This window comes from Candidatus Viridilinea mediisalina, from assembly GCF_002532535.1.
GTDB classification, from domain to species: domain Bacteria; phylum Chloroflexota; class Chloroflexia; order Chloroflexales; family Chloroflexaceae; genus Viridilinea; species Viridilinea mediisalina.
Window position 1 is genome coordinate 1 of sequence record NZ_NQWI01000222.1, and the last position, 3,060, is coordinate 3,060.

Sequence of the window (3,060 nt, forward strand, 5' to 3'; positions counted from 1 at the left end):
TACGTTGGCTGAGCTTGTCGAAGCCAGCGGAGGGCCGCGCCCCTACGTTGGCTGAGCTTGTCGAAGCCAGCGGAGGGGCGCGGTGCGGCGGCGCGGGGCTTCGACCCTTCGACAAGCTCAGGGCTCAGCCACCGCGCCGCCGCACCGCGTTTGTTTCTCAGGAGCGCAGCGAAGGGTCTCTCATCATTCGAAAAGAGATGCTTCGCTGCGCTCAGCATGACGATAACGCGGACAATTCAATCGCAATTGGTATAAGGTTGTGACGTAACGTTTTGCACCGATCTCTTAGTGACCGCCCACCTCTTGGTTGGACGAACAACCCATGTTCTCCCAATGTAGGGGCGTAGCAGCGGCCACCCAAGGAATCATGCCGCTACCGCGAGCCAAAGGTCGCTGCTACGCCCTCTCCGTCGGCGTTGCGCCCTCACGATGCCATGCCACGGTGGTGCCATTGCGCTGCGACAGGATGCGGGCGTGTTCCATGCATGCTGCGGTAACACCCCATCCCATGTCATACCAATTACCATTGAGCATGCCGCATGCCCAATGACAATCTAGCGCATTGAGATGCCATGCTCGGCTTTCAGCTATCGGCTATCGGCTATCGGATTTGGTATCACCCGCTACGCATACGATGGATTGGCGATCGCTGCCGGAGAGGGCGTAGCAGCGGCCCATACATTCCCTCCTGCGCGGTGATCCCTGGGGGTGGCCGCTGCTACGCCCCTACATTGGCCTATGGTGCGCTGCGTGCATGTTCCGTTCCATGCATGGATGGCTTCGACCAAGATGCAATGAACGGGTTGAGGTCATCCCACAAACATATACGCCACACCCTCTGCATATTAAGGAGTCATGTCAGAGTGCATTGACATGGGGTATACTCTACGTATCACTACATCACTACTGCTGGGGCGCTCTTTGCAATGGCCGCTGCCGATGGCTCGATTGAGCATTGATAGGGAGGGCTTCGCCCTCCCCGAACACCCCTCCCACGATTCTGGAGGTTCTAGGAACAGTAGCACACAGCCCATAACGTGAAAGGATTGAGCGATGAGTAGCACTCAGGTAGTTCAACGTAGACCGATCATGTGGTTGCTGATCGTCTTGCTACTTGCTGGTAGCGTCCTTGGATTTATGCGGATTGAACAGACGACGACGGCCCATTCAGCGCCCAATGCATCCTCCCCATCTGTCTTTCCTCCCGACGACACCCATGTCTTGGCCCGTTTTACCTTCAATGGCCACGTTGAGGATGTGAGTGGCAATCAACGCCATGCCACCCTCATTGGTGGCGAGTTTGTCTCTAGTCGCTTTGGGCAAGGTCTGCTCGTTGGGCAAGCGGCATCCAATGGCATTGATTGGAGTGCGTATGCCAATCTTCTTGCCCATCCCTACACCATCGAGATGGTGCTTACCCCCGAAGAGACGCAAAACTGGCGCAAGCTCTTCGGTTTCAGTGACACAGCAGATGCTGGCTGGTACTATAGAAGTCAGGGCTTTCAAGCCTATCCGCATCCAACCATTGGCAGTAACCAGTTGTTGCCAAACCAGCGCCACTATTTGGCTATCGTCTCGACGGCGGCCAACCAGATTGAGGTCTATTTCCAAGGAGCGCTGATCGGCACAACGAATGCTTCGTTCACTGCTCCCCCACAACAGGCGCTCTTCTTCCGTGATGATGTCAACACCGGACGGCGCGAGCAGCTCGTAGGCGTAATTGAGGGGTTGCGGATTTCGGCAACCACGCGCACAGCCCAAGAGCTAACGGCAGCCTACCAGAGACTAGCTGCCCTAGAGCAAGAGGTCTTTGTGCAGAAGCGTGCTGATCGCACACTGATCAATGCTGGTGAAGATCTGACCTATACGCTGCGTCTGACCAATCCGCAGGCAAGTAGCGTTACGGTAACTGAGATAGTGGATCAACTTCCGGCAGGTTTTCGCTATCAGACGGGTAGCACGGCCCTGCTGACGACCAGTGATCCGCAGATTACCGAACAGAATTCTGCCCAACAGTTGCGCTGGGCTGGCCCCTTCACACTACCTGGCCAGAGTTTTATTGAGTTGCGTTTTCAGGTTGCAATTTCGCCTAACCTGAGTTCCGGCACCTATAGGAATAGTGCCTATGCTACGCTTCAGCGCGATGGCAATCTCATTGCTGCCTTGCCAGCCCTCAATGCCGCTCCGGTGGTTATTCCGCCGCCAACGGCTGCACGCAACCCGAGTGCTACCACTGAAGGGGGGAGCGTGACGGTTGATCCCGCGACAGGTAGGCCGACCATCTCGTTGCCGCGTGGGAATACCCGTGGCGTACTGTTCACAACGCAAGCCACCTGCCCCACACCGCCTGGCGGTGAACCCACGAGCGTCGTCCTGCTGCACAATGGCTATTCCTATGCGATGCAAGAGACGCCGCCCGCGAGCGGAACCTACGCCGTGACCATTCCAGCGAACCAGTTGGCCAATGCGGCAATTCATATTGTCGTGACATGCAGTGGTGATACCGAGCAGCCAATTGAGAATGAAGTTGGACAAGTTCAGTTCTACGATCCTAGCGGTATTATCTTTGATGCCGCAACAGGTAATCCGCTCACAGGTGCGACAGTAACACTCTATCGTGTTCCTGGTGCAGAGGTGGGCACAGGTTGCCTCACAGTGGAGACACGCCCAGCCGCAAGGGATGAGCGTGAACCCTGGAGCGGAGTAGCCGACCATGTGCCAGGGGCAAATGATGAGCGGCTACAACCCGATCTTGATCCGCCGCAGATCCGGCCTGCCCAGAATCCCCAGATTACCAACAATGAAGGGCGCTACGGTTGGGATGTGGTCACTGGTTGCTGGTACATTCAAGTTTCAGCACCGGGCTACCAGAGCCGCGTCAGTCCACTGGTTGGCGTCCCACCCGAAGTGACTGATCTCCATCTTGGTCTCACACCACGTTCATCTGAAGACCTCAGCCATGTGTTTCTCCCAGTGATCGTGCGCTGATTGATGCTATAGTCTTTCAGATAATGTTGCTGGAACCTCCAGGATCGTGGGAGGGGTTCGGGGAGGGCGAAG

General features: G+C 56.5%; 1 protein-coding gene. It reads left to right on the forward strand.

Annotated elements, in window-relative coordinates:
* Positions 1-1,053 precede the first annotated feature (1,053 nt).
* Complete coding sequence (locus CJ255_RS21480) at positions 1,054-2,988, forward strand: DUF11 domain-containing protein (RefSeq protein WP_097646121.1); 1,935 nt, start codon at positions 1,054-1,056, stop codon at positions 2,986-2,988.
* Positions 2,989-3,060 lie beyond the last annotated feature (72 nt).

What these genes read in the sequence shown, in the direction of transcription:
- CJ255_RS21480 (WP_097646121.1), top strand. Translation starts at nt 1,054, where the DNA reads ATGAGTAGCACTCAGGTAGTTCAACGTAGACCGATCATGTGGTTGCTG.